Source organism: Endozoicomonas sp. ALE010 (assembly GCF_049310165.1).
GTDB lineage: Bacteria > Pseudomonadota > Gammaproteobacteria > Pseudomonadales > Endozoicomonadaceae > Endozoicomonas.
The window spans coordinates 26,572-44,938 of record NZ_JBLYNV010000027.1 but is presented as its reverse complement, the minus strand read 5'-3'; the positions used below and the strand labels follow the sequence as shown (position 1 = coordinate 44,938).

Here is an 18,367-nt window from a genome sequence, read left to right as displayed (position 1 = left end):
TTCAAAAATACGCTACCCCGTCCATAGATTTAATGAACGTTAGTACCATAAAATCCCCGCCGGATTGTTCATTTGATTTCCAGCCTGTCACTTTCAATCACTATTCCTTTTTATGTCTCTGTAAGTATTACTACGGTTCAGAAAAAGTTAACTGAGATCTTGGTTCTGAACTATGAATGTGGGGATCCTTTTTTAGATTGAAGTGTTATATTATAACGCTTTCCAAAAGAAGCGGTTTTCGTATGCAGTTTGTCCCCATTAAACAGTTGCTGATAACAGTGTTGCTAATGACTGCCAGCTTTTGTGCACGTGCAGAATCACCAAAAGTGCTGGCCAGCATCAAGCCATTGCAGCTGATTGCCCAGGCGGTGACGGAAGGGGTGACTCATACTGAGGTATTGTTGCCTCCGGGAAGTTCGCCTCATAGCCATAGCCTCAAGCCCTCTGATGCCCGCAAGTTAAGAAGTGCGGATGTCATTTTCTGGGTAGGCCCTTCAATGGAGACTTTCCTGCCCAAAATGCTGGCCTCGGCAAAGGGGGTAAAAGCCGTATCCGCGATGGACATGCATGGCATTCGCCTGCGCAGCAGTGAAGAGCATGAGCACCATATTCATGAGCATGGAGAGCATCACGATCATGGTGACTATGACCCTCATATCTGGTTGAGCACCGATAACGCCAGGGTTATTGCCAGAGAGATGGCCCGGGTGTTGATGTCTGTGGACAAGGTTAACCAGTCTCGCTATCAGCGTAATCTTGCTCTGTTTCTGAACAGCATGGACCAGACGGACGTGCGCAACGGTCAAAAAGTAGAACAATCAGGCAGGCAGCCATTTTTCGTTTTTCATAATGCCTATGGCTATTTACAAGAGCAGTATGGGTTGGAAGTTGCCGGCTATTTCACCCTGAATCCTGAGCAGCAACCCGGAGCCCGGCACCTGGTAAGCCTGAAAGGGCAGTTGAACAAAGCGGGGTCAGCTTGCATTTTCCGGGAACCGCAGTTCCAGCCTGCTTATATTGAGCGGCTGACAGAAGGGCTTTCCGTCCAGGTTGGTGTGCTTGACCCACTAGCAGAAAATATTCAATCCGGACCTGAAAGCTATGCAACGTTTATCAACCAGCTTGTGGATAACATCACCAGTTGTATCCAGGGTACGGTGAAGAAGAGTGATAAACTCAGCTGATCAGGCTGATACCCATCAGGTTGCCAAGCAGCAGACTGATGATGATCGACGCTGGCAGCAGCGCTGCCAGCAATGTTACCCACATTTTCAGATTTGCGTACTCCTGGCGAAGATTCCAGCGTTTTGCCACATATCTTTTATCTTCGTCCATTTCTGTGGATAAACCACAGCCACTGCAGCTGACCTGCCACATTTTCACCCGTTGACTGCCTTTGCCGATAATCAGGTCGGCAAATATAGCTTTACCCCGGCAACAGGGGCAGGACTGTAGTTTCATGACTCTTCCCTGAGCGATATCTGCGTCATGGATTAGTTATACCCTGTGTATTCATAGCTTATGCACAGACTTTCACAGCTTATCCACAGGATGGTGGCAATCGTATAGCACTATCCTAAAATAATGGTCTTGCTGCCATCAACAATAACCCGGTCTTCGATGTGATATCTCAATCCCCGCGCCAGTACACTTTTCTCGACATCCTTTCCTAAACGCACCATATCTTCTGGCAGGTGGTGATGCCCAACCCGGATGACGTCCTGCTCGATGATCGGGCCCGCATCAAGGATTTCCGTCACGTAGTGGCAGGTGGCACCCACCAGCTTAACGCCTCGCTCGTAGGCCTGATGGTAGGGCTTGGCACCCACAAAGGAAGGCAGAAAGCTGTGATGGATATTAATGACACGGTCGGCATACTGCTCACACAGTTGCGGGGGCAAAATTTGCATATAGCGTGCAAGTACAATTGTATCAACACTGTACTGTTCCAGCAGTGATGTCATTGCCTCAAAGGCCGATGCCTTATCCCCTTTACCCACAGGTACATGGTGATAGGGAATACCGTGCCACTCCACATAGCTGCGCAAATCTTCATGATTGGAGATGACACAGGGTATTTCCATGTTCAGGTCGCCACTTCGCCAGCGGTAAAGCAGGTCAGACAGGCAGTGGGCCTCTTTGCTGGCCAGAAGGGCAACACGCTGGGGAACTCCTGAGTCATTGATGCGCCAGTCCAGACTGAGTTTTTCAGCAACAGGGGTGAAATGATGTTTAAATTCATCCAGAGAAAAAGGCAGACTGTCCGCTTTGATTTCGTTGCGCATGTAAAAGCGCCCGGTCACTGGATCAGAGTGATGATTGGCTTCAACAATCCAGCCGCCGTGTCTGGCGATAAAGTCACTGACGGTGGCTACGATGCCTGTAGCGTCCGGGCAGGAAACAAGTAAGCGATAAGTTCTGTTCATGGTGCTTAATAAACGTAAATTGAGCAGCAATTATAAGTAGAAGTCGTTATGAAATCATATTTTGCCTGATGCTGATCAGTGCTTCAGTGGAATTTTCACCGTTCTGCGGGTTCATTAAGTTACACTGATTGATCGTAACCAGATGTGGAGTGGTTCTTGTCATGATGCGTTTGCCTGATAGCCCGGATCTGGTCATCATGGGTGACCCCCTGCTTTTTCAGCAACATCAGCAGGTGTGTGTTGATGATATATTGACCGATGATTTCCAGCACAATCTCCAGACTCTGCGTAACAGGCAAATTGAGGCAAACGGTATTGGTATTGCCGCGCCTCAGATTGGCTGGGGAGCAAGGGTATTGTGCATAGGCGTGACTGAAGAGACGAAATCACGTTATCCCGCCGTGCCCGATATTCCGCTTTCATTCTGGATGGGTTTGCCGCCAGAGTTATGCTGCATGAAATTGATCACCTGGACGGGATCTTGTTTCCGGAACGGATTGATGAAACAACGCTGATGGTGCCCAATATATCAATGGAAACCCAGAGCCGCTGGCCGGAAAACTGGCCAACCATCAATGCCCGAATGACTCCACCGGGGATGATTTCGGCGGAAAGATAGCCTGCTGACCAGGCATTAAGAATTCATGTGCAAGCCATCTGACTCTGACGATCGCCGATTTTCAATTAAAAGATGCTGTCATCACCGTCTTCCAGAAGCTGCGTAGTATCCGCATTACTCCTGAGACTTTCACGATATCTGCGACGATGGAGCAGTTTTGCCTGAACGACATCCGGAAACTCAGTGAACTGGATGATCTGCTTATCAATTAATAGATCAATCACATCCTCAAGTACCCGGATAAAATCGGCATCGGAAGACACCATGATGCCGGAGCTGATTTCCGGATTATTGTGCAGAAAGAGCATCAGGCTTTCGTCGTCCATCCCGGCCTGTTGCCACTCATTGGACAGCGGTTTCTCTGAAACGGCACACACCTGATTGTTATCATCCCTGAGTACGTAGAGCATGTCCTTTTCTCTCGTTTTTGATTAATTGGTATCAGTTTTCCGGTGCCGCTGTACTTATTGAAGCGGCATGGCAGCCACCAGGTCAGCAATCAGTTTGCGGCTCACATCGTAGGCCGCTTCACCAGGTCGCCCTTCTCCCAGGCCATCTATGCTCCAAACCAGGTCTCCCGATGATAAATCATTAACTTTCAAACTCAGAGCTGTGGAAAAACGGTTCTGCTGGTCATAGTGCCATTCAAGAATTTCAGCAGATATGGAGTACTTGATGTGTTGACTGATGGCCCACACGCGCGCTTGCTCAACCTGGAAGACCTCGGAAAGGTAATCTGGAACCGAGAAAGTTTTAGGTAAGTGATAAATTGCAGGGTTTTTTATACCTTTCGAGGGCAGTTGGACCAACAACATACGTTCAAGCTGAATAAGATCCTCGTATGGCACTTTAGCGTGGCTGATAAAGGGTAATACGGTCCAATTATTATCCTTTGTGAGCTTTTCCTGCTTAAGCTCAGGGAACATCTTGCCGTTCGTCTGGCATCCAGCGAGCGTCACCGCAAAAAAGCTGACAATAAAGATAAAGGCATACCGTTGCCGGAGCCAGGTTGGGAAGACGTTATTTTTCATGTTGGCATAACTCATGGTGATGCAGCTTAAGCCATTGCAGTGCAATGACCGCTGGAGCATTGGCAATCCTTCCGTCTTCCACCATATCATAAGCTTCCTGGAAGGGAAGAACATGAACCTTGATATCCTCCCCTTCATCGGCAACACCAAAAATGCCGCCAGCAGCCGTGGCATCTACCAGACCACAGAACAGCTTGAGTTTTTCGTTACTGGCACCGGGGCTGACATAGAAATCCGAGACCGGCATTAACGAGGTAATCTGATAACCGGTTTCTTCCTCTACTTCGCGCAGGGCAACTTCTTCCAGGGTTTCGCCAGGCTCACTGATACCGGCAACCACCTCCAGCAACCAGGGGTCATCGTCGCTCAAAAAAGGCCCCATGCGGAATTGCTCCACCAGAACCACCTGGTCATGCACCGGATCAAACAATATAACGCCCACAGAGGGTGGCCTGACGGTGGCTTCACGGATCAGGGGACGGCTGATTCCCCCGTTAAAGAGCCGATGCGTAATCGTGTATTTAAAGAGCTTCAGAAAGCCTGAATAAACCTTTGCCTCTTCCTGAACCTGTACATCGCGGGCATCAAGACCTGAAAGCTTCATGGGTTCCCTGTCTGGTATAAGTTGTTATTGATAATAAACGCCTGAACAGAAGGTAGCAGCATATTCAACCCCTGCTGAAGATCATCGGCTATTTTTGCGGATTCAAGAATATTGCGGACATTACTGCTGCGGATGGCCACCCGTTCAGTGGCGGTAAAGATCGGCCACGTTTCCTCAATTTCCTGCGATTTATAAAATCGGTTCCAGGTTTCAGGCCTGGCATTATCCGGCCCTCTGATGAAGGACAGTGTGGCTTTATCCTGGTACTGACTGGTCAAGGCTGCCATCAGGTCATAGGTGTATACCGGCCTGCCGGGATTCTGTTCCAGCAGTTCTGCCTCCAGGTCACATACCTCCAGGGTGCAGCCAGCCTCTGCTTCATCAATAAAGCATTGCAGCATCTGCAGACGGAGGCCGAATGGCAGAGGGTTTTTGTCAAAAGCATGAAAGGCACTGGGAACCAGCAGGATGCAGTCATGGCAGGTGGCTGCCTGTTGTAACACATCCAGATGCCCAAGTGTTGGTGGGTCAAATGCTGAGCCAAAAACACCCAGCTTGATAGGGCTCATCATTGAGTCTCCGTGTTTGGTGGTATCCGCGCTGACAAAAGCGTGGCCTCATTATATCGATTTTACAGGGTCTACCGAAGGCAACCAGACAGTGGGTTTATTCCGAAGCGGTTAAAGATTCATTACGTACCCGGTGCGGGTTTTTTACTGATAGGCAAATAATGTGTGTCAGGTAAGATGCACCTTCTGGAATGACTCCCTGTCACTGAAACAGTGATGGTTTTTTTTTCGAGGCCCGATATCTCCCTCCTTACTTCCCCCCTTGATATCGGGCCTTTTTTATTTTTTCCTGCCTTGTGGTAGTCGACCAGCATTTCTCAAATAGCCTGCCAACAGAGCCTGAGAAGCTTCAGCCCTATTTCGATGAATCACACTTTGCTCAATACGGCGTCAGGCACCCGGATTTCCACAGATACCGGCAAGTGGTCCGTGATGGGCATATCGATAACGCCAAATCGATTAACAATCAGGGATGGGCTGATCAGAATATGATCCAGAGAACGCTTCGGTTGCCAGCTGGGAAAGGTATTTTGCCCCCAGTGCGCCGCATGAAGGGATGTATTTTTCAGCGGTGAGTCATTGAGTAATTGATCCGCGTGGGTGTTCATATCCCCCATCAGCACCACATGCTGATTGTGCTGCACAACATCACGGATATAGGAAAGCTGGATATTTCGGGTCCTTTTGCTCAGGGCCAGATGCATCATCACCACCGTAAGAGGCTCCTCAGGGTTGCCAAAGCGGGCGACAATGGCACCCCGGCCGGGAATCAGACCGGGCAGTTTATGGTCTTCCAGCGATAGAGGCTCAAACCGGCTAAGAAAGCCATTACTGTGTTGTGCCAGCTTGCCAAGGTTGCGGTTGATCTGGTGATACCAGTAAGGGAAGTGTCCTTTGAGAGCCAGATATTCAGTCTGGTTAATAAAGCTGCTGCGAATACTGCCACCGTCAGCTTCCTGCAAGGCAACAAGGTCAAAGTCAGGAAGAACACTGGCAATCCGGTCAAGGGTCGCCTGGCGTTTGGCGTGAGGCAGAATATGCTGCCAGCTGCGGGTCAGATAATGGCGGTATTGCTGAGTATTGATGCCCACCTGAATATTAAAGCTGAGCAGCTTGAGGGTCTTTTTGTTGAGCCGACGCGGGGGCCCGCCCGGTGCCGAGTGATGAATATGCCCGGAACGGTACTGACAACGCTGCCGGTGTAAACGTCGTCGAATGGCACCTGTGAGGGTTCGAATGGGCATAGTGCTTTACCGCCAGAAATGGACAAGGGAAACTGATAGACAGATATTACAGGCCTTTTATCCGACTTCCTGCAAAGAATGATCGATGATTTACCAAATGAAAGTGGTTAAAAGCCAAAATGTATGACATTTAACCACTGCTGCAATGTCTCTAGCACATGGTTTCTGAACAATCTCCGTTCACCCTGAGCGGAGTCGAAGGGTGCTTGGCACGATCTATCAGAGTCCGGAGTTTCCGCCTTTAGGCCCTATGGGTCCTTCGACAGGCTCAGGACGAACGGAGTGCGGAGGCACGACAACCCGTCAAACTCATTGAAACCATGCACTAGGAGCCTCCTAGCCTTTTCGATCCTGTTTAACTTTCCGGATCAGGTAGTCGGCAATCACCGGCATATTAGCCAGTGATCCAGCCAGCCCGGGCTCAACCACATAGCGCCCATCAATCACGATGGCGGGTACACCAGACAACCTGTAGCCTTTCAGTTTGGAGAAGGCTTTTTGCAGCTGATTATTAACACCGAAACCCTTGAACGCTTTATTAAACGCTTCAGGTTCAACACCAAACTCCCGATTCAGGAACTCGGCCATTTGTTCACTGTCCTTGAGCTGATTTCGGCGGTTCTGTATTTCACTGAAGATACCGGCATGAACCTGCTCTTCCAGTCCCAAATTGCGCACAGTATAGTAAAGCCGGGCGTGGGTCTGCCAAAGGTTAGGGCCGAAGAAACCGGGCGTTCGAATAAACTCAACATCGCCAGGCAAGGTCTGTTGCCACTGTTCAATCCTGGGCTCAAGTGCGTAACAGTGGGGGCATCCGTACCAGAATATGGAGACCACCTCCACTTTCTCCGGTATGGCGTCCGTGGTAACCGGATTGGATAAAACCCGATAGTGCTGGCCTGGCTGAAATAATTGCGGTGTACCGGATTGAGTGATGACTGACGCTGATGAGGTATCACCGGCTGCTGAGTGCGTGGTCGTGCTGGCCTGAGCTACCGGGGTATTTTGAGTAACGATCACTTCCTGACTGTGTTGGGTATCACTGAACAGATAACCCGCTGCGACCGTGGCGATGCCCAGGAATGCAGCGATACCTAATATACCCTTCGTTTTTTTTATCATACGAGAGTCCTCTATTTTTCATTGTTATTCAGGGATATGGCGCTTTATAGACGACACATTACGCCAGCATCTGACGAAAAGGAAGTCTGATCAAGCAGGCAGGTTTGTATGAGAGGAAAATGACAGAAGCCGGTAAAGCTCAGGCTTCTGTCATTAATCAGGGATAAAAAACGATCAACGAAGACCGCTGATGTAGTGAGAAACCGCTTCGATCTCTTTATTGCTCATCTTCTCGGCAATGGTTCTCATGATTTTGGTGTCACCATCGTTGGTTCGATCACCTTCACGAAGGTCACGCAGCTGCTTGGCGGTGTACTCTGCATTCTGGCCCGCCAGTAAGGGGAAGCCCGCCAGGAAGTTACCCTTACCCGTGGGAGAGTGACAGCTGGAGCAGGCCGGAATACCTTTCTTGGCATCCCCACCACGGTAAAGTGCTTGACCCAATGTGACATACTTGGTGTCAGTTGCTCCCTGAGGGGCTGGCTGACTGGCAAAGTAAGCCGCCAGGTCAGCAATATCCTGCGTGGTCAGAGCGCTGACAAAGGGCATCATCTCTGGCACAGAGCGTGTGCCGTCCTTGATTTCAGTGATCTGTTTGATCAGGTAACGCTCCCCCTGACCGGCGAGATTTGGCCAGTTTGGAGCAAGACTGATCCCTGTGGCACCATGGCAGGCGGCGCAGGTCGTTGCTTTGCTCTTGCCTGCTGCTGCATCGCCTTTGGCAAAGGCGATGCCCGTTATCCCCAAAGAAATTACCAGAGTGAGAATGACTTTTTTCATTACCTGACCCAGTTACGGCGTTTGCCTTAAATGGCTGTTATTATTCATCAGACCTGACAGCTTTTATTGTTTAGCGAAACAAGACCTATACAGAGATTCGCATCTGCTTTCTGTCTGTTTCAGCATCAGGTGACATGACGGCATGTACCTTGAACGACGATAGTATAAACTACTCAACCGGCGACCGGTACAGGCAGAGCGATATCGATCCGTTGGAAGTAATACCCGGGAGTCGGACAGGCTCCCGTTGCCCGTTTGCTGATCTCTTTTACGTGATTTATTGAGTCCCGTGCTTATTTATCACCGGCTTACGTAGTTGGCCAAATGGAATCGTATATTTCTGGCTAAGTGGGCAGTTGCTATGCAAGGCGCAACGTAGGGAGCATAGCCGTAGCTATGTGACCGGAGTTGCAACGCCGCAGAGTGACTGACAACTTAGTCAGAAATATATGATTTCATTTGGTTAACTACTTATTGGCAATCAGCAAAGATTACTGGAATAGATGAAACCCCATGAGTGATACCAGATCTTCATTAAATTACCGCCAGGCCTCTTTTTACAAGAGCGCGGCCAGGCTGAGCCAGTGTCCGGAGAATGAAGGTCGTGAAGTGGCCTTTGCAGGTCGCTCTAATGCAGGAAAGTCCAGCGCCCTGAATGCGCTGACGGGTTCCAACAAACTGGCTCGTACCAGTAAGACGCCGGGAAGAACCCAGCTCATCAACTTCTTTGACGTGCAGGATGGTGTCTTTCTGGTGGATCTTCCGGGCTATGGTTATGCCAAAGTGCCTGAAGCCATGAAGCAAGAGTGGCAGCATCACATGACCGATTATCTGGAGCGCCGTGAGGCGCTGGTTGGCCTGGTGTTGTTGATGGATATTCGTCATCCGATGAAAGAGTTCGATCAGATGATGCTTAACTGGAGTGTAAGTGCAAACTTACCGCTGCACATACTGCTCACCAAGGCGGACAAACTGAAACAGGGGGCCGCCAAACAGGTTCTGAACAGCCTCAAAAAGGATCTGTCCCGATTCCCACAGGTGAGTGTTCAGTTATTCTCTTCGCTCAAGAAAACCGGTGTTGATCAGCTCTCTATGAAACTGGATGAGTGGTTTCTTGCACCTGAGCCCGATGACATTTATGACGGTGACGAGCACCCGGAGTCTGATGATTAGGTTTCACTGCTGAGCATGGAAAGCTAAACCAGCCCTCGTTCCGCCATGGATAGTATCTTTCCCTGTCCCACAATCATATGATCCAGCACCTGAATATCCACCAGTTGCAACGCCTCTTTCAACCGTTGGGTAATGCGAATGTCAGCCTGACTGGGCTCAGGGTCGCCCGATGGGTGGTTGTGACAGAGAATCAGTGATGCTGCATTCAACGCCAGCGCCTGCTTCACCACCTCCCTGGGATGAACGGTGGCTGTGTTCAAGGTGCCCTGAAAGAGTGTTTCCAGCGTAATAACCCGGTGCCGGGTGTCCAGAAAAAGACAGGCAAACTGCTCTCGCTGAAGACCCTGGAAGTGCAGCTGCAGGTACTCCCGGGTTGACTCCGGGCTGGAGATAACATCGGAGTTGGCTACCTTTTCACGCAGTACCCTTCGGCAAAGCTCCAGGGTAGCGCTGAGCTGCGTAGCTTTGGCAGGCCCAAGGCCTTTAACGGACATAAGATGCTGATGGCGGGTGGTCAGCAGTTTTTCCAGGCCACCAAACTGTTCCAGCAGATGGCTGGCCAGTTCCATCACGTTCATACCCTGGCAACCCGTTCTTAACAGCAGTGCCAATAGCTCCGCTTCAGTGAGGGCTGAAGGGCCCATGGCCAGTATCTTTTCTCTTGGTAGCAAATGATGACTCCGGGCTTTTATGGTGGTTATACCGTCAGCTATTCACTGCTATGATGGAGCGGATTTATGGTGAGTAGCCCATGGCGTTCTGTGCGGTTCCTGACTACTCAGACAAAAAATTGCCGGTTTAATTCCCTGAGGAAATTTGCAAAAAATGCAACAGCTAAGTAACAAACGCATTGTTCTTGGTGTTACCGGTGGCATTGCTGCTTATAAGAGTGCAGAGCTGATTCGTCTGCTGACCAAACTGGGGGCTGATGTCCGTGTGGTCATGACCAGTGCCGCCTGTGAGTTTATTACCCCGTTAACCCTGCAGGCACTGTCTCACAACCCGGTGCATCTGGATCTGCTCGACACCGGGGCGGAAGCGGCCATGGGGCATATCGAACTGGCCCGCTGGGCGGATGTGGTTCTGATTGCCCCTGCCACGGCTGACTTTATTGCACGACTGGCCGGTGGCCATGCGGATGATCTGTTAACCACTTTGTGCCTGGCCACCAGTGCACCTATCTGCCTGGCACCGGCCATGAACCAGGGGATGTGGCGTGATAGTGTGACCCAGCGAAATTGCGAAGAGCTGCTGGAGCGGAATATCCATTTGTTTGGCCCGGGCGATGGCAGCCAGGCCTGTGGTGATATCGGCCCGGGCAGGATGCTAGACCCTGAGCTGATTGTGGAAAAAACATCGGGGCTGTTCAGCCATGATATTCTCACCGGGGTGAATATCATGATCACCGCTGGCGGCACCCGCGAAGATATTGATCCGGTTCGGTATATTTCCAACCACAGTTCCGGAAAAATGGGCTTTGCCATTGCCGAAGCGGCTGTTGCATCCGGGGCAACGGTTACCCTGATCAGTGGCCCGGTGAATCTGGACACACCGGATCGGGTCCGGCGGGTGGATGTGGTCAGTGCCAGGGATATGCATCAGGCGGTTCATGACCGGATAGCCGATGTGGATATCTTTATCGGTTGTGCTGCTGTCAGTGACTATCGCCCTGCCGAGGTTGCCCGGGAAAAGATCAAGAAAGACCCTGACAATGGCAGTGAAACCCTGGAGATTAAACTGGTACGGAACCCCGATATTATTGCTTCGGTCTCCGCTCTGGACACACCGCCCTTTGTGGTGGGTTTTGCCGCAGAGACGCACAATGTACTGGGCTACGCTGCGGATAAGCTGCGCCGCAAGAAGATGAATCTGGTGGTGGCCAATGATGTGGGTGACCGGGAGATTGGCTTCAGCAGCGACAGCAATGAAGTCACTGTCATCGGCGAAGCGCTGGAAGAGCCATTACCAAGAGCATCGAAAAAGGTGGTGTCCCGCAAGCTGCTGCAAATTGTTGCCCGCCGTTTCAGAAAGTGGAAAAGCCAGCAGCCTGTAACTGAGACAGTTGAACAGCCTTGAAAGGCATTTCACGGTAAATACACAGGGAATTAAACGACATGAGAACACTGAAAACCCGTATTCTGGATCCACGGCTGGGCACAGAGTTTCCATTGCCGGAATATGCCACAGAAGGCTCAGCAGGTATTGATCTGCGAGCCTGTCTTGATCAACCGATGACTCTGGAGCCGGGTCAAACCCAGTTGCTGCCTACCGGTATGGCCATCCACATTGAAGACTCGTCCCTGGCGGCGATGATCCTTCCCCGCTCCGGCCTGGGTCATAAGCATGGCATCGTTCTGGGTAATCTTGTGGGACTGATTGACTCTGACTACCAGGGGCAGCTGATGGTCTCCTGCTGGAACCGGGGAAATACCACGTTCACGGTTCAGCCGGGGGAGCGTATTGCCCAGTTAATACTGGTTCCCGTGGTTCAGGCCCGACTGGAGATTGTGGCAAGCTTTGACGAGAGTGACCGTGGTGCCGGAGGCTTTGGGCACTCCGGAACCCACTGATTACGGATTTTTGTCACCAGGGCGTGGCTGATTGTGCCAGGCCTTCACCAATAAAAAATAACCAGGGCCTGTTGATGTTACGTTGCCAGTTCAAAATGAGCCCGCCACGAAACGTCAACAGGCCCGGACACCACGCTCAATCAGTTAGAGCACCGCAGGAGGAGTCATGGATAAGCCTGCTTTATCCTCTCAGGAAATCGCCACGGTTCTGACCGAGGCACTGCCCTATTTGCAACGCTACGCCGGTAAGACCGTCGTCGTTAAATACGGTGGCAATGCCATGGAAAACGACGAACTGAAAAACAGCTTTGCCCAGGGCGTGGTCTTGCTGAAGGCGGTGGGTATTAATCCTGTGGTGGTTCACGGTGGCGGTCCACAGATAGGCGACATGCTGAAACGGCTGAACATCGAAAGCCGCTTTGTCCAGGGCATGCGAGTCACCGACTCCAATACCATGGATGTGGTACAGATGGTATTGGGCGGGCTGGTAAACAAGGAGATAGTGACACTTATCAACAACAATGGCGGGCGGGCTGTTGGTGTTACCGGCAAGGATGGTCGATTTATTCGTGCCAAACGGTTGCTGGTGACCGAGGTGACCCCGGAGATAACCGCACGGGAGATTATTGATATTGGTCAGGTGGGCGAAGTGGAATCCATCGACACCGATATCATCACCATGCTGCAAAACTCCGACTTTATTCCGGTGGTTGCGCCTATCGGGGTGGATGATGCCGGTGCCTCCTACAATATCAACGCCGACCTCGTTGCCGGACGCCTGGCGGAAGAGCTGGTGGCAGAAAAACTGTTGTTACTGACCAATACGGCAGGCCTGCTGGATAAGGATGACAACCTGCTGACCGGGCTGAACTCAGAGCAGGTCGAAGCATTAATTGCTGACGGAACTATTTATGGCGGTATGCTTCCCAAGATACAATGCGCGCTTAATGCCGTGAAGTGCGGTGTAAAAACAGCGCACATCATTGACGGCCGGGTGCCACATGCCGTTCTGCTTGAACTGTTAACTGACCGGGGAGTGGGCACCCTGATAACCGGAGATAGTGTTTAGTACTCATAATGGATATGTCTCAGAAAATTTCTCGCAAGCAGCAGATTCTGGAAGCCCTGGCTCATATGCTGGAGACGGCTCCGGGGAACCGGATTACCACCTCGGCCCTGGCCAGAGCGGTGGGTGTTTCCGAAGCGGCCCTGTACCGTCACTTCCCGAGCAAGGCAAAAATGTTTGAAGGGCTGATCGAGTTTATTGAGGAGACGCTGTTTTCCCGAATCTCGCTGATTCTTTCTGAAGAGCCCCATGTGACTGCAAGGTGTGAAAAGATCCTGCTGTTGCTGATTGGCTTCTGTGAGAAAAACCCCGGCTTGACCCGTATCCTGACCGGGGATGCATTGGCTGGTGAGACCGAGCGGTTGCGCCAGCGTGTGACTCAGCTGTTTGACCGTCTGGAGACACAACTCAAGCAGACGTTACGTGAAGCGGAAATCAAGGAAGGTGTGCGACCCCGCCTGACCGTCAGCGTAACTGCAAATCTGATGCTGGCTGCTGCCGAAGGCCGAATTGCCCAGTATGTTCGCAGTGAATTCAAGCGCAAGCCCACGGAAAACTGGGCGGATCAGTGGCAAATTCTTTCTGCGGCGGCGTTCAGATAAGTTCTGGTTTTCCTGGTGTCTGGCCATGGTCAGGCACCGGATACCTGACCAACTATTTCGTTATGACCGGTATAGTAATCAATATCCTTGATCACGCCTTCGTCAGATGTTTCCAGCAAAATCGGCTGGTTGATCTTAAGAATAGGTTTAGCCCCTGCATCGCCACTGAGTAACTTCAAATCTGCCTGAAGAGATGCGGGAAATAACACGGGGTGGGCCGGAATCGGATCTTCAGATTGATAGATCGGCCTGATGATTTTCTTGAATTCATGGTTTCTAAAACCTGCAATAAGGCGCTGGTAAGTATCAGGTTCGATGTGGGGCATATCTCCCAGGCAGAGAAGGATATGTTGATCGTCAGGAATATGGTCAATGGCTTGCACAATGGATGAACTCATACCTTGTTCAAAATCAGGGTTGTCCGTGTAGGCAAGCCGGTATTTATCCAATGCACGTTTGAGGCGGTGATCCTGAGGCCTGACGATAACTAAAACGTGATGAACATGGGGCTGAGCATTCAATGCACTGCGGATGGCCATAGGAATGCCGTTAATACCATGCATCATTTTATGGCCGTTAAATCGCGTCCCTTTACCGGCGGCTAAAATAACCGCCGTTATTTTTTCGCCAGGGTTCGAAGCTGAAATGCTAACGGATGTCACAGGCGACCGTCTGACTGATTTGATCTTCTTTCTTTTCCAGTGCCTTACCAGGCTGTATGCCATTTTTAATGGCTGTGATTTCAGCAAGAATAGACAGCGCAATTTCAGCCGGGGATTTACTGCCGATATTCAATCCCACCGGGCCATGGAGCTGGTTAACTTCAGCTTCAGTGAAATCAAAGTGTTCCCTGAGGCGGGCGCGGCGTTCCTGGTTGTTGAGTTTCGAGCCAAGGGCACCAACATAGAAGGCATCGCTTTTTAAGGCGGTGAGTAACGCCATGTCGTCTACTTTCGGGTCATGGGCGACGGCGACAATGGCTGTACGAACATCCACGTTTAAATCCTGAATGATATCGTCAGGAAAACCTTGTAACAGCGGTAAGTCTTTTAAGGGCCAGTTGCTCCGATAATCAGGCCTGGGATCACTAACCAACACTTCAAACCCAAGGCCCTGGGCAAATTCGGCCAGATATCGGCCAGTTTCACCGGCACCAATCACCATTAATCGCCAGGTTGGGCCAAATACGTTTTGCCAGTGGGTTGGTGACAGCTCGGGTGCCTGTTGCTGCCAGGTAAGATAAGTCACCTGACCCGTTTCCAGGCTTACCTTTCTTAAGCAGGTTTTTCTGGTTGCAATATGATCAATCAGACATTCAACGTCTTTAATGTCATTGAGAGGTTCCGCCATCAGTTCTAAAGCACCGCCACAAGGCAATCCAAAACGGTGACGCTCTTCGGCCGTTTCTCCGTACATGATTTTTTGTACAAATCTGACCGGGTGTTGGGCTAGCTGTTCGATCAAATCTTCTTCAACACAACCGCCACTGACACTGCCAAAAAAACGACCAGAAGAACTTACCGCTAAAAGGGAGCCTACCGGGCGGGGGGAGGTACCCCAGGTTTTAGCCACACTGACGAGGGTAATGTTCTCGCCTTGCTCAAGGCAGGATAAACAACCATTTAATACTTCTAATTGTGAATCTTGCATATTGTTTTAATTAAACCTTTGCGCATAACTGGTCCTCGTCCCTCAGAGAGCAAGGGACGAAGCACCACACTCAAATTAACTCAGTTTAAGAGGCAAGCTTCTTAAACGCTTACCCGTTGCGGCAAAGATGGCATTGCCCACGGCACCGGCAATGGGCGGTAAACCGGGTTCACCGACACCCGTTGGTGCTTCATCACTTTCTACAATGACTACCTCAATGTCTGGTGATTCATTCATTCGCAGTATCGGGTAATCATGGAAGTTACTTTGCACCACTGCACCGTCTTTAACGGTGATCTCACCGTAAAGGGCAGCGGTTAAGCCAAACAGGATGCCACTTTCCATTTGCTGGATAACGATTTCAGGGTTAACCGCCAAGCCGCAATCCAGCACACAGGTCACTTTGTGAACTTTAATTTGACCGTTGTTCACCGACACCTCTGCGATTTGAGTCACGTAAGACAGGAACGAAGCATGAACGGCTACGCCGTGATAGTGACCTTCAGGCAAGGATTTTCCCCATCCCGCTTTTTCGGCTGCCAGCTTCAGCGTGTTCGCCAGTCGAGGATTACTTTTTAAGTGTTTCAGGCGATAGGCGACAGGGTCTTGTTGTTGCGAAATGGCCACTTCATCCATCATGCTTTCTTTAAAGAAGCCACTGAATGAGTGACCAACACTGCGCCAGAAACCTACCGGTAGCCCCGGATCAACCGTCACGTGGTCAACGGATTTATGGTTGGCATCATAATCTTCGAATAAGCCTTCGACGGAAGTAGGATCGACCGTCCAGCCGTCAAACAGGCCATAACCCGCTTTACTGATCCAATCAACCATGCCATCCGGCAGGAATCCCGGCATCATGGCATCGGTCACTTCGTCGATGGTATAGGGCAGGATGTTTGGACCGGAGCGCTTAACGTTCCAGCTGTCAATATTACCGTCTTTATCCAGGCCAACCTGAAATTCAGCCATGGATGCAGGACGATAATAATCGCGTTTTGTATCGTCTTCACGGCTCCAGATCAGTTGCACCGGAAAACCCGATGCTTTGGCTATGGAAACGGCTTCTGCAACATAATCGCTTGAGATACGACGTCCGAACCCTCCTCCCAGGAACGTACTGTGAACAGTTACATCGTCTTTTGCTACATCACCGTAAAAGGCGGCTAATTTGGCAGCAACACCCGGGTTTTGGCAGCCTGTCCAGATTTCTAATTTATTACCGGTGAATTTCGCCGTGCAATTCATCGGCTCCATTGTGGCGTGGGCCAGGTAGGGGGCCCAATACTCTCCGGACACAACCGTATCAGAGGTTTTTAATGCATCACGACCGTTGCCTTCTTTGTGTGCATTATCGGATTCATCGCTATCCAATGCAGCTTTAAATAATTGTTTGCCGTTGCCTGCTTCAGTGGAGTCACTGGAAAAGTCAGACAGGGTCTCCGGTAATTCCCATTGTACGTCCAGCACAGGCAAGGCGGCTTTTGCCTGATAGTAATGATCCGCTACCACGGCCACACCGTTAAAGATGCTGACCACGGCTTTGACGCCGGGCAGGCTTTTCACTTTGCTATCATCAAAGTTTTTCACGGTGCCACCCGATACGGGGCAGCGTTTTAATGCCGCCCGGTGCAGGCCAGCAAACTCCACGTCCAGACCAAATTCCGCTGAGCCTGTGCTTTTCGCTACGGCGTCCAAACGTTTTGAGTGTTTACCAATGTATTTGAAGTCTGCTTTTTTCTTGAGCGGTGTCTCTTCAGGAAGACTCAAATGAGCAGCCACTTTGGTAAAGTCACCGTAAGGCAGCTTTTTACCATTGGCGACAATCATGCCGTTATCCGTTTGAATTTGATCCAGCGGCAGTTGAAGTACTTGTGCGGCCGCCTGTCGAATAACCATACGGACATTTGCAGCCATTTGCCGCAGCGGAATAAAATGCACACGAATGCTGTTGCTACCACCGGTCAGTTGCAGTCCATATTCCGGGTTTGCATATTCTTCGTGAGCGCCAACATTTTTAACCTGGATTTTACCCGGATGAACGTCGAGTTCTTCCGCCAGCATGGTGGTCAGGCCCGTGTATACGCCCTGGCCCATTTCGGAACGGGGAAGATAAAAATAAATGTCATTATTGGCGGTAATTTGCAGCAATGCATTGGGTTGCAAATCACCATCCATGGCATTGGGAAATTTAACACTGGCACAGCCCGTCAGTGGAATTCCCACCACTAAACCACCACCGACAATGCCCATTTTTTTGAGAAAGCTACGGCGGGAGCTGTTTTCTAATGTCTGTTTGTTTTGCGTTAGTGGTTGTTCAATGACACTCATGACTGCACCTCCTGTGTCTCCGGTGATGCAGTTGCCGTTGGATCAAATACCTGAACCGCTTGCAAACGGCCTTTGCCATTTCTTAAATCTGCCGCTGCATTTTTGATGGCTTTTTTTACATTGGGATAGGTGCCGCATCGGCAGATATTGCCGCTCATGGCGATGTCGATATCGCTGTCACTGGGGTTGTTGTTCTGGCTCAGCAATGCGGTAGCACTGATGATTTGCCCACTTTGGCAATAGCCACACTGGGGAACGTCGGCTTCAACCCAAGCGTTCTGCAAAGTGGACATCATTTGTGGGTTACCAAGGCCTTCAATGGTGGTGATATGTCGATTGGCCACGGCTTGAACCGGCATGATGCAGGTTCGGGTACTCACACCATCGATTAGCATGCTACAGGCACCACATAAGCCCATACCGCAACCGAATTTTGTGCCTTTCATGGTCAAATGTTCACGAACCACCCAGAGCAACGGTGTATCTCCCGGTGCGTCGACATTTACCGTTTGTCCATTTAACTTAAAGCTAATCACGTGTGCCTCCCCCGGCCGTGTCAGTTTCTTATTAGCTAAAATAC

Annotated in this window: 23 protein-coding genes; 8 read left to right on the top strand and 15 right to left on the bottom strand. The window is 50.6% G+C overall.

The genetic code is table 11. The features are described 5' to 3' along the window. Positions 1-242: 242 nt before the first annotated feature. Positions 243-1,184 (top strand): zinc ABC transporter substrate-binding protein ZnuA, encoded by a 942-nt coding sequence (znuA, locus tag ACO6UY_RS12765; protein WP_422461658.1) that lies wholly within the window; start codon positions 243-245, stop codon positions 1,182-1,184. Here the strand turns inward: znuA and ACO6UY_RS12760 are convergent. From ACO6UY_RS12760 to ACO6UY_RS12750, 3 genes are all read right to left on the bottom strand, one after another. After that, on the bottom strand, positions 1,177-1,461 hold the full coding sequence (locus ACO6UY_RS12760) for a Lar family restriction alleviation protein (RefSeq protein ID WP_163372288.1): 285 nt from the start codon (positions 1,459-1,461) through the stop codon (positions 1,177-1,179). The genes znuA and ACO6UY_RS12760 overlap by 8 nt on opposite strands. Positions 1,462-1,571: 110 nt before the next feature. After that, entirely contained in the window at positions 1,572-2,426 is an 855-nt protein-coding gene (gene purU, locus ACO6UY_RS12755; protein WP_422444292.1) for a formyltetrahydrofolate deformylase, read from the bottom strand. Between the two features lie 119 nt (positions 2,427-2,545). Further along, entirely contained in the window at positions 2,546-2,725 is a 180-nt protein-coding gene (locus ACO6UY_RS12750) for a hypothetical protein (protein ID WP_422490161.1), read from the bottom strand. Here ACO6UY_RS12750 and ACO6UY_RS12745 point away from each other — a divergent pair. After that, on the top strand, positions 2,660-2,941 hold the full coding sequence (locus ACO6UY_RS12745; RefSeq protein ID WP_422490159.1) for a peptide deformylase: 282 nt from the start codon (positions 2,660-2,662) through the stop codon (positions 2,939-2,941). The genes ACO6UY_RS12750 and ACO6UY_RS12745 overlap by 66 nt on opposite strands. After that, the gene (locus ACO6UY_RS12740) at positions 2,848-3,045 is read left to right on the top strand and encodes a peptide deformylase (protein ID WP_422490157.1); all 198 of its coding nucleotides are present in this window, start codon (positions 2,848-2,850) and stop codon (positions 3,043-3,045) included. Before ACO6UY_RS12745 ends, ACO6UY_RS12740 begins: the two co-directional genes overlap by 94 nt. A gap of 65 nt (positions 3,046-3,110) precedes the next feature. On the opposite strand, the gene ACO6UY_RS12735 is transcribed toward ACO6UY_RS12740, so the two are convergent. From ACO6UY_RS12735 to ACO6UY_RS12705, 7 genes are all read right to left on the bottom strand, one after another. After that, complete coding sequence (locus ACO6UY_RS12735; RefSeq protein WP_422444286.1) at positions 3,111-3,455, bottom strand: hypothetical protein; 345 nt, start codon at positions 3,453-3,455, stop codon at positions 3,111-3,113. A 54-nt stretch (positions 3,456-3,509) separates the two neighbouring features. Next, the gene (locus ACO6UY_RS12730) at positions 3,510-4,076 is read right to left on the bottom strand and encodes a hypothetical protein (protein ID WP_422490149.1); all 567 of its coding nucleotides are present in this window, start codon (positions 4,074-4,076) and stop codon (positions 3,510-3,512) included. Next, positions 4,066-4,680, bottom strand: a complete 615-nt coding sequence (locus ACO6UY_RS12725; protein WP_422444282.1) for an NUDIX domain-containing protein — start codon at positions 4,678-4,680, stop codon at positions 4,066-4,068. The genes ACO6UY_RS12730 and ACO6UY_RS12725 overlap by 11 nt, the downstream gene beginning before the upstream one ends. Then, the gene (locus ACO6UY_RS12720; RefSeq protein ID WP_422467017.1) at positions 4,677-5,252 is read right to left on the bottom strand and encodes an adenylyltransferase/cytidyltransferase family protein; all 576 of its coding nucleotides are present in this window, start codon (positions 5,250-5,252) and stop codon (positions 4,677-4,679) included. The genes ACO6UY_RS12725 and ACO6UY_RS12720 overlap by 4 nt, the downstream gene beginning before the upstream one ends. Before the next feature lie 365 nt (positions 5,253-5,617). Beyond that, entirely contained in the window at positions 5,618-6,493 is an 876-nt protein-coding gene (locus ACO6UY_RS12715; protein ID WP_422461650.1) for an endonuclease/exonuclease/phosphatase family protein, read from the bottom strand. A gap of 336 nt (positions 6,494-6,829) precedes the next feature. Next, entirely contained in the window at positions 6,830-7,615 is a 786-nt protein-coding gene (locus ACO6UY_RS12710; protein WP_422444276.1) for a thiol:disulfide interchange protein DsbA/DsbL, read from the bottom strand. A 174-nt stretch (positions 7,616-7,789) separates the two neighbouring features. Beyond that, positions 7,790-8,395 carry a c-type cytochrome gene (locus tag ACO6UY_RS12705; RefSeq protein WP_422444274.1) on the bottom strand — a complete coding sequence of 202 codons (606 nt, stop codon included), beginning with the start codon at positions 8,393-8,395 and terminating at the stop codon, positions 7,790-7,792. A 513-nt stretch (positions 8,396-8,908) separates the two neighbouring features. On the opposite strand from ACO6UY_RS12705, the gene yihA reads away from it, so the two are divergent. Further along, the gene (gene yihA / locus ACO6UY_RS12700; protein WP_269672081.1) at positions 8,909-9,568 is read left to right on the top strand and encodes a ribosome biogenesis GTP-binding protein YihA/YsxC; all 660 of its coding nucleotides are present in this window, start codon (positions 8,909-8,911) and stop codon (positions 9,566-9,568) included. 23 nt (positions 9,569-9,591) lie between these two features. Here the strand turns inward: yihA and radC are convergent, their stop codons facing one another. Next, positions 9,592-10,239, bottom strand: coding sequence for a RadC family protein (gene radC, locus ACO6UY_RS12695; RefSeq protein WP_276508144.1), 648 nt, complete (start codon positions 10,237-10,239; stop codon positions 9,592-9,594). Between the two features lie 154 nt (positions 10,240-10,393). Here radC and coaBC point away from each other — a divergent pair, with 154 nt between their 5' ends. The 4 genes from coaBC (at position 10,394) to slmA (ending at position 13,806) form a co-directional block, all read left to right on the top strand. Continuing rightward, a complete protein-coding gene (gene coaBC / locus ACO6UY_RS12690; protein WP_422490146.1) occupies positions 10,394-11,644 on the top strand; it encodes a bifunctional phosphopantothenoylcysteine decarboxylase/phosphopantothenate--cysteine ligase CoaBC in 1,251 nt (416 codons plus the stop codon). 38 nt (positions 11,645-11,682) lie between these two features. After that, positions 11,683-12,138, top strand: coding sequence for a dUTP diphosphatase (gene dut, locus ACO6UY_RS12685; RefSeq protein ID WP_422490144.1), 456 nt, complete (start codon positions 11,683-11,685; stop codon positions 12,136-12,138). A gap of 166 nt (positions 12,139-12,304) precedes the next feature. Then, on the top strand, positions 12,305-13,207 hold the full coding sequence (gene argB / locus ACO6UY_RS12680) for an acetylglutamate kinase (protein ID WP_422461648.1): 903 nt from the start codon (positions 12,305-12,307) through the stop codon (positions 13,205-13,207). Between the two features lie 8 nt (positions 13,208-13,215). Continuing rightward, positions 13,216-13,806, top strand: coding sequence for a nucleoid occlusion factor SlmA (gene slmA / locus ACO6UY_RS12675; protein WP_422461646.1), 591 nt, complete (start codon positions 13,216-13,218; stop codon positions 13,804-13,806). Between the two features lie 29 nt (positions 13,807-13,835). Here the strand turns inward: slmA and ACO6UY_RS12670 are convergent, their stop codons facing one another. The 4 genes from ACO6UY_RS12670 to ACO6UY_RS12655 form a co-directional block, all read right to left on the bottom strand. Then, on the bottom strand, positions 13,836-14,531 hold the full coding sequence (locus ACO6UY_RS12670) for a nucleotidyltransferase family protein (protein ID WP_422490142.1): 696 nt from the start codon (positions 14,529-14,531) through the stop codon (positions 13,836-13,838). Then, the gene (locus tag ACO6UY_RS12665) at positions 14,455-15,456 is read right to left on the bottom strand and encodes an XdhC family protein (protein WP_422490141.1); all 1,002 of its coding nucleotides are present in this window, start codon (positions 15,454-15,456) and stop codon (positions 14,455-14,457) included. The genes ACO6UY_RS12670 and ACO6UY_RS12665 overlap by 77 nt, the downstream gene beginning before the upstream one ends. A 75-nt stretch (positions 15,457-15,531) precedes the next feature. After that, complete coding sequence (locus ACO6UY_RS12660) at positions 15,532-17,787, bottom strand: molybdopterin cofactor-binding domain-containing protein (RefSeq protein ID WP_422444257.1); 2,256 nt, start codon at positions 17,785-17,787, stop codon at positions 15,532-15,534. Beyond that, a complete protein-coding gene (locus ACO6UY_RS12655) occupies positions 17,784-18,323 on the bottom strand; it encodes a (2Fe-2S)-binding protein (protein WP_163372303.1) in 540 nt (179 codons plus the stop codon). The genes ACO6UY_RS12660 and ACO6UY_RS12655 overlap by 4 nt, the downstream gene beginning before the upstream one ends. Between the last annotated feature and the right edge of the window lie 44 nt (positions 18,324-18,367).

Excerpts from the sequence above, each read along its gene's own strand:
- znuA (WP_422461658.1), top strand. The coding sequence starts at position 243 with ATGCAGTTTGTCCCCATTAAACAGTTGCTGATAACAGTGTTGCTAATG.
- ACO6UY_RS12760 (WP_163372288.1), bottom strand. The coding sequence starts at position 1,461 with ATGAAACTACAGTCCTGCCCCTGTTGCCGGGGTAAAGCTATATTTGCC.
- purU (WP_422444292.1), bottom strand. The coding sequence starts at position 2,426 with ATGAACAGAACTTATCGCTTACTTGTTTCCTGCCCGGACGCTACAGGC.
- ACO6UY_RS12735 (WP_422444286.1), bottom strand. The coding sequence starts at position 3,455 with ATGCTCTACGTACTCAGGGATGATAACAATCAGGTGTGTGCCGTTTCA.
- ACO6UY_RS12730 (WP_422490149.1), bottom strand. The coding sequence starts at position 4,076 with ATGAAAAATAACGTCTTCCCAACCTGGCTCCGGCAACGGTATGCCTTT.
- ACO6UY_RS12725 (WP_422444282.1), bottom strand. The coding sequence starts at position 4,680 with ATGAAGCTTTCAGGTCTTGATGCCCGCGATGTACAGGTTCAGGAAGAG.
- ACO6UY_RS12720 (WP_422467017.1), bottom strand. The coding sequence starts at position 5,252 with ATGATGAGCCCTATCAAGCTGGGTGTTTTTGGCTCAGCATTTGACCCA.
- ACO6UY_RS12715 (WP_422461650.1), bottom strand. The coding sequence starts at position 6,493 with ATGCCCATTCGAACCCTCACAGGTGCCATTCGACGACGTTTACACCGG.
- ACO6UY_RS12710 (WP_422444276.1), bottom strand. The coding sequence starts at position 7,615 with ATGATAAAAAAAACGAAGGGTATATTAGGTATCGCTGCATTCCTGGGC.
- ACO6UY_RS12705 (WP_422444274.1), bottom strand. The coding sequence starts at position 8,395 with ATGAAAAAAGTCATTCTCACTCTGGTAATTTCTTTGGGGATAACGGGC.
- yihA (WP_269672081.1), top strand. The coding sequence starts at position 8,909 with ATGAGTGATACCAGATCTTCATTAAATTACCGCCAGGCCTCTTTTTAC.
- coaBC (WP_422490146.1), top strand. The coding sequence starts at position 10,394 with ATGCAACAGCTAAGTAACAAACGCATTGTTCTTGGTGTTACCGGTGGC.
- dut (WP_422490144.1), top strand. The coding sequence starts at position 11,683 with ATGAGAACACTGAAAACCCGTATTCTGGATCCACGGCTGGGCACAGAG.
- argB (WP_422461648.1), top strand. The coding sequence starts at position 12,305 with ATGGATAAGCCTGCTTTATCCTCTCAGGAAATCGCCACGGTTCTGACC.
- slmA (WP_422461646.1), top strand. The coding sequence starts at position 13,216 with ATGGATATGTCTCAGAAAATTTCTCGCAAGCAGCAGATTCTGGAAGCC.
- ACO6UY_RS12670 (WP_422490142.1), bottom strand. The coding sequence starts at position 14,531 with ATGGCATACAGCCTGGTAAGGCACTGGAAAAGAAAGAAGATCAAATCA.
- ACO6UY_RS12665 (WP_422490141.1), bottom strand. The coding sequence starts at position 15,456 with ATGCAAGATTCACAATTAGAAGTATTAAATGGTTGTTTATCCTGCCTT.
- ACO6UY_RS12660 (WP_422444257.1), bottom strand. The coding sequence starts at position 17,787 with ATGAGTGTCATTGAACAACCACTAACGCAAAACAAACAGACATTAGAA.